Source organism: Nocardia pseudovaccinii NBRC 100343, assembly GCF_001613225.1.
Taxonomy (GTDB): domain Bacteria; phylum Actinomycetota; class Actinomycetes; order Mycobacteriales; family Mycobacteriaceae; genus Nocardia; species Nocardia pseudovaccinii.
On the sequence record NZ_BDBY01000062.1, the window covers coordinates 1 to 5,747 of the forward strand.

Annotated in this window: 7 protein-coding genes; 3 read left to right on the plus strand and 4 right to left on the minus strand. The window is 65.0% G+C overall.

What is annotated here, in order from left to right:
- Window positions 1–146: 146 nt before the first annotated feature.
- The 3 genes from NP3_RS07195 to NP3_RS07205 all read right to left on the minus strand — a co-directional run bounded on the left by NP3_RS07195 (window position 147) and on the right by NP3_RS07205 (window position 2,773).
- Complete coding sequence (locus tag NP3_RS07195; protein ID WP_063039035.1) at window positions 147–1,232, minus strand: anti-sigma-D factor RsdA; 1,086 nt, start codon at window positions 1,230–1,232, stop codon at window positions 147–149.
- A complete protein-coding gene (locus tag NP3_RS07200; protein ID WP_040686727.1) occupies window positions 1,225–1,803 on the minus strand; it encodes a sigma-70 family RNA polymerase sigma factor in 579 nt (192 codons plus the stop codon). The genes NP3_RS07195 and NP3_RS07200 overlap by 8 nt, the downstream gene beginning before the upstream one ends.
- A gap of 127 nt (window positions 1,804–1,930) precedes the next feature.
- Window positions 1,931–2,773 (minus strand): hypothetical protein, encoded by an 843-nt coding sequence (locus tag NP3_RS07205; RefSeq protein ID WP_063039037.1) that lies wholly within the window; start codon window positions 2,771–2,773, stop codon window positions 1,931–1,933.
- A 645-nt stretch (window positions 2,774–3,418) separates the two neighbouring features.
- On the opposite strand from NP3_RS07205, the gene NP3_RS07210 reads away from it, so the two are divergent.
- The 3 genes from NP3_RS07210 (at window position 3,419) to NP3_RS07220 (ending at window position 4,880) form a co-directional block, all read left to right on the plus strand.
- Window positions 3,419–3,712 (plus strand): WhiB family transcriptional regulator, encoded by a 294-nt coding sequence (locus NP3_RS07210; protein ID WP_014981828.1) that lies wholly within the window; start codon window positions 3,419–3,421, stop codon window positions 3,710–3,712.
- 339 nt (window positions 3,713–4,051) lie between these two features.
- Window positions 4,052–4,627 carry a sigma-70 family RNA polymerase sigma factor gene (locus tag NP3_RS07215; protein ID WP_040686725.1) on the plus strand — a complete coding sequence of 192 codons (576 nt, stop codon included), beginning with the start codon at window positions 4,052–4,054 and terminating at the stop codon, window positions 4,625–4,627.
- A 1-nt stretch (window position 4,628) separates the two neighbouring features.
- Window positions 4,629–4,880 (plus strand): RskA family anti-sigma factor, encoded by a 252-nt coding sequence (locus tag NP3_RS07220; RefSeq protein WP_063039039.1) that lies wholly within the window; start codon window positions 4,629–4,631, stop codon window positions 4,878–4,880.
- Window positions 4,881–5,020: 140 nt separating this feature from the next.
- On the opposite strand, the gene NP3_RS07225 is transcribed toward NP3_RS07220, so the two are convergent.
- On the minus strand, window positions 5,021–5,747 hold a 727-nt coding region (locus tag NP3_RS07225; protein WP_281197305.1), incomplete at its 5' end, for a TCP-1/cpn60 chaperonin family protein.

Here is a 5,747-nt window from a genome sequence, read left to right on the forward strand (position 1 = left end):
CCGGTCGGCGATCGGTTCATGCACCACAATTCGAATGTCCGCGCACCCACGCACGCGCGGAAGTGGCGGATATGCATCCGCCACAGCGCTTCTACTGGATCGAGCGCTTCTCACGAACCAAAGCGCTGTTGGAGTATCGACTCCGATTAAGTGGTCGGCCCCGATCCGGGCAACCCTGGCAAAGACGGCAAACCGGTGGGAACCACGAAGGTCGGCGGCTGCTGATGAGTCGGGGGTTGCGCGGGCGGGCCGGAATCCACGCTCGGCACGACCCCCGTGGGCTGGGTTCCCACGGTGGTCGGCGGAGCCTGAGTCGGATGACTGGGCTGGGTGGGCTGTTCGGGAGCGGGAGTGCTTACCGGCGGCGCGGTGGTCGGCGGTGTCGACTTACCCGGTGTGTTCGGTTCCGTCGTCGGCACCTTCGTATCGACCGGCGGCACCACCGAGGAGGTAGAACCAGCATCGCCGGAAGGCTTGGTGGTCGGTGAGCTGGTGCCATCGGTCGTTGCCGGATTGGGTGTCGTCGTCGGTGTCGTGCTCGCCGCGAGCGACTTCCCGATCTCCGGAGCGATCTTGTTCAGCTCCGCGAGCAAGGCGTTGAACTCGTTGATTCGCTTGTCCCGCTTGACCGGATCGTCGATCAGCTCGGCATTCGCCTTGGCGCCCTCCAGCTTTGCCCTTGCCTGCTCCGGATTGTCCTGAGCGAGCATCGTTTTCGCGTTGGCCAGATCGCTGTCGGCGCGCTGCACCACGGTCGACTGCGCCTGTTCGCTGAACACGACTTCCTTGACCCGCCAGAGTGGATCACCAGGAGCGGCGCCGTAGGAGAACGCCGAAAGACCACCGATGACCAGCGCCAGCGCGGCAGCCGTCCCGAGAATCGGGCGGACAAGCCGTAGTCGCCCACCGGACTGCGCACCGATCCGGACCTGCCGGGCACCGATCTCCTGATTGACCGCGGCAACGATCTCATCGAGATTCGGTTCAGCGGGCAACGGCGGAGAAATCAGCTCCGCTCGCCAGTCCGCCAGCAGCGACGCGAGCTGAAACTCCTCCGCGCTGTCGGTCTGTACCGGGCCGCTGCTAGCAATGGCATCGATCAGCGCATCGTCTCTGCGCACCGCCGCGATGTCCACCGGACCGGTGTCACCACTCCCGGCGTAGGGACCGCTGTTTCGCGATCCACGTCGCGCCTTCCAGTCGCCCCGACCGCGCTCGCCATCCCTAGCCATACATTTCACCTGCCCTCGCCACTTGTGACTTCAGTTTCGCGAGCGCCCGGTGTTGGGCGACGCGTATCGCACCCGCCGTACTGCCCACGGCGACTGCGGTTTCTTCTGCTGACAAACCCATGACCAAACGCAGGATCAGAATCTCTCGATGCTTCTCCGGAAGCGTCGCGAGCAGACTGTTCATCTGCCTGCTCGTTTCGGACTCGAGAGCTCGCTGTTCCGGCCCCTGGTCGGTGGATATGACATCTGGTACTTCGGCCATTGCCTCCGCCTTGTTACGGGCGGCGTTGCGATGAGCGTCGGCAACCTTGTGCGAAGCGATTCCGTATACGAAGGCCATGAAGGGCCTGCCCTGGTCTTGATACCGGGGCAGAGCTGTCATCACGGCCAGACATACCTCCTGCGCGACGTCGTCCGCAGAGAGCTGTCCACGCTCCGCGGCGCCGATCCGCGCGCGGCAATAGCGCACCACCAACGGGCGGACCAATTCGAGTACCTGAGCTAAAGCGGATCTGTCGCCCTGCGCAGCGGCAGCGACGGCGAGGTCCAACTCTTCGCCCGTGTTCGTCATCGTCAGAGAATTTCCTGGCGTTACAAGTGGCACCGGCGGTGATGACCAGTGCTTCCGCCGAAGGGGCGGAACGGGTCTAACAATAGCGATACAACCCGTGGATCCGGGCAACACGGTGGTGTCTTGATCAGACTCGAGAATCACTCATGGGACGAAAGTGCCCGCCACGACGGCCGATTGCCTGCGCGCACTGCTGCGCATCAGTCGCGGCCGCGCTCGCGCGAGCCCCCGTGGACACCCCGGAGCGCAACATCGAACTGGCCCAACGCAATGGGAGCAATCCGTGCGCGCGGCACTGCTCGGCGACCTCATCGGCGAGCGTTCGCGCATGCTCGACATCACCGGCTGCCGCGGCGGTCGCGGCGACCAAGAGCCGGGACTTGACCCGGTGCCGGACGGATGGCCCGTCCTCGGCCAGCGCGAGGGCCGTCGCGGCATGGGGTGCGGCGGTGTCGGCGGCACCGCCAGCGAGTGCGGTCTCCGCGCAGACCCAATGCCACCGGATCAGCGTTCGCCAGCCGTGCGGCGACCGCGCCTGGGTCATCGCGTCATGACTGCGCCGGAGCAGGCGGGAGGCGAGTGCCAGACGGCCGGTGCCGAGCGCGTCGGCCGCGAGACCGGTCAGCGCGTCACAGATCGCGTCCACGCGTTCCGGACCGACCGCATCCCCCGTCGGCACGATCAACGCGGCCGCGCGACCGTCGTATCCGGCGGCGCGGGCATGCCAGCCGAGCTGACGCAGAAACGAGCCCTCGGTACTCGCGGCCAGCGAAAGCAGCACCGGATCGGTGGTCCGCGCGCGCAATACCCGCAACTCTTCGCGTGCCGCGGCGTAGCGACCCTGACCACCGAAAATCACCGCCCGATGCCACGAATCGAGCGGGTTCGCGGCGGTTGGCAACTCGGTAGCGGCACGGCCGGGGCAGGCGCCGAAAGCCGCGTCGGCAAGCATGGCGGACTCGATATACATGGGGGAAGCAGGCACGAGCACGCCGAACTCTAACCCGAGTGCCGCAGGGGATCGCGCAGCGAGAAACCGGCCGTCAGGTACTTCCGGCTAATATTGAGCATTTCACCGCCGTCGCCATGTTTCCATCAAGTAAAAGTACTTCCGGCAATCACATAGCGTGTGCGACCGGAATTCACATGCGTTTCGCGCAATTAACCTCAGCGCCCCGTTTCTGCCATCTCCGGGCGACCGGACATCGTAGCGGGCCGTCGACGGTGTGATAGGACCCACGTCTTCGCCTACTGGCTACCACACGGGGATGCAACCATCGACCCGTTCCCACCTGCGGGAATGCGGAATACTGACGCCATGCGAAGACATACCGGCCTCTGGCCAACCGATCAGTATTACCGGACGGGACCGAAAAGTAAACAGCTTCGAGGTTAATTTTCGCAGCTTAAGATTTAGAAAACTGCTGCATCGAACTATTGACGGAATTTCGCGGCTGGACCTAACGTAACTCATCGCCACGGTCGGCGCCGCGCGAAATTGCAGCGACCGCAATAGGCGAGCCCATGGCACGCCGCCGACCCAGCGCCGTGGCCACAACTGTTGCAGAACAACTGCTCGACAACGCTGACGAGCTCGCACCACGAGGAGTTCACCATGCCCATGCCGACCCACCTCCCCGGACCGAACGCGGACGTCTGGGACTGGCAGATGCGAGGATCCTGCCGAGGTCAGGACTCCGCGGTGTTTTTCCATCCGGACGGTGAACGCGGCCGCGCCCGCACCGCACGCGAGATGCGCGCCAAGGAGATCTGCCGAGCCTGCCCGGTGCTCATGCAGTGCCGCAGCCACGCGCTCAAAGTCAGCGAGCCCTACGGCATCTGGGGCGGTATGTCCGAAACCGAGCGGGAGATGCACGCTCGACGCAACCGTCGTCGGATGGCCGTTTAAAACCAACTTCTTCCCATCCAGGTGGCGCGGCGCGCCGAATGCCTAGCAAACACCCGGCGATGGCCACAAGCCGAAGTCGGTTGTAGATACGGCGTTTCGCGAAACCGACGGCGTGTCACGGCGTGTCCCCTCCAGAAGCGCCTGGTGTGTCGAGGTTTACCGGGAAGTTGCCGACCCCGTATACGGTTCGCGGATACCCCGCCGCAGGGGATCCGATAGCGGCCAGCTACCGTAGTGACCGATGACACAGAATGGAGCGTTGTGACAACGCGGCCGCCGGCCGCAGAGGGCGACTCGTTCCGAAGAGAAGCCATCCCACCCACCATTACGTCCAATCGGGTGGAATCTGCGGTAACGGCACGCGCCGCCGAAAGTATCGAGCTCGCCGCACTTCTCGAACGTTGCGGCCGGTCCGACCAGGAAGCATTCGCCGAGCTGTACGACCGAACGTGTGCGCGCGTGTTCGGCTTGGTGCTACGCGTCCTGCACGACCCCGGCTACGCGGAGGAGACCACCCAGGAGGTGTATCTCCAGATCTGGCGGACCGCGTCGAGTTTCGACGCGACCAAAGGTTCCGCGGTGACATGGTTGATGACCCTCGCCCATCGCCGGGCCGTCGACCGGGTCCGCGCCGAACAGGCCCATACCCTGCGCGAAGTCGCTTATGGGATAAGGGTTCTCGGCAACGAATTCGATGAGGTCACCGAAGAAGTAGAGCGAAGGCTCGAGCAGCAGGCCGTCCAGCAGGGTCTAGGGACATTGACACAGACTCAGCGGGAAGCCATTTCGCTCGCCTACTACGGCGGGCGAACCTACGCGGAAGTCGCCGACTTCCTCGGCGTAGGGTTACCGACCGTTAAGTCCCGTATACGGGACGGATTGACACGACTGAAGAAAAGTTTGGGGGTGACGTGAGATGAACGAAGCCCGGATCGATCTCGCGCACGCCGTCGCGCTCGGATCGATCGACGACGAAGACCACAATGCGGTGCAGGAAGTGCTCGACGGCGAGGATCCCGTACTACGCGCGGAATTCATGACCGAAGTCCAGCAGACGAAGGAAGTCATCGGCACTCTCGCGGAGGCGACGGCGGCCCAGCCGCCCGCCGCCCTGCGTGCCAGATTGCTCGCCGCCATCGCCGCTGAGCAACCACCCGTCGCCTCTTAGAACTTCGCCGACCCGAGTCGGAATCAGTTCTCGCGATTGATATTTTTCGACTTGTTGCGCGCCATTGCGTTCATATTGTTCACAAGACGAAGGCCCCCGGGACGTGCGGTCCCGGGGGCCTTCTGCCGTGCGGCCTGCGCTCAGTGCGCGTGACCGTGGTGGCTGTGGTCGTGCTCCTCTTCGGCGGGCTTGTCGACCACGGCGCTCTCGGTGGTGAGGATCATCCGGGCCACCGACGCCGCGTTCACGACCGCGGAGCGAGTCACCTTGACCGGGTCCACGACACCGTCGGTGAGCAGATCACCGTAGGCGAGGGTGGCGGCATTGAAGCCCTCCTTGCCGTCAGCGACCTTGCTGACCACCACGGAACCGTCCACACCCGCATTGGTGGCGATCCAGAACAGCGGCGCCGACAGCGCGGTACGCACCGCCTCGACACCGATGGCCTCGTCGCCGGAGAGCGAGTCGCGCAGTTCGACGAGCTTGGCCGCGGCGTGCACCAGGGCGGTGCCACCACCGGGCACGATGCCCTCGTCGACGGCGGCCTTGGCCGCGCTGACCGCGTCCTCGACCCGGTACTTGCGCTCCTTGAGCGCGGTCTCGGTGGCCGCGCCGACCTTGATCACCGCGACGCCACCGGCCAGCTTGGCCAGGCGCTCCTCGAGCTTCTCCCGATCCCAATCGGAATCGGTGGCCTCGATCTCGCGCCGCAACTGCGCGCCACGGGCCGCGATGTCCTCGGCGGTGCCCGCACCGTCGATGATCGTGGTGTCGTCCTTGGTGACGACGATGCGACGCGCCTTACCGAGCACCTCGATGCCCGCCTCGCGCAGCGAGATGCCCAGATCCGGGTTGACCACGGTGCCC

Bases quoted from the DNA above. Each gene is read 5' to 3' on its own strand.
- NP3_RS07220 (WP_063039039.1), top strand. From the start codon at position 4,629: ATGAACGAAGCCCGGATCGATCTCGCGCACGCCGTCGCGCTCGGATCG.
- NP3_RS07195 (WP_063039035.1), bottom strand. From the start codon at position 1,232: ATGGCTAGGGATGGCGAGCGCGGTCGGGGCGACTGGAAGGCGCGACGT.
- NP3_RS07210 (WP_014981828.1), top strand. From the start codon at position 3,419: ATGCCCATGCCGACCCACCTCCCCGGACCGAACGCGGACGTCTGGGAC.
- NP3_RS07200 (WP_040686727.1), bottom strand. From the start codon at position 1,803: ATGACGAACACGGGCGAAGAGTTGGACCTCGCCGTCGCTGCCGCTGCG.
- NP3_RS07205 (WP_063039037.1), bottom strand. From the start codon at position 2,773: ATGTATATCGAGTCCGCCATGCTTGCCGACGCGGCTTTCGGCGCCTGC.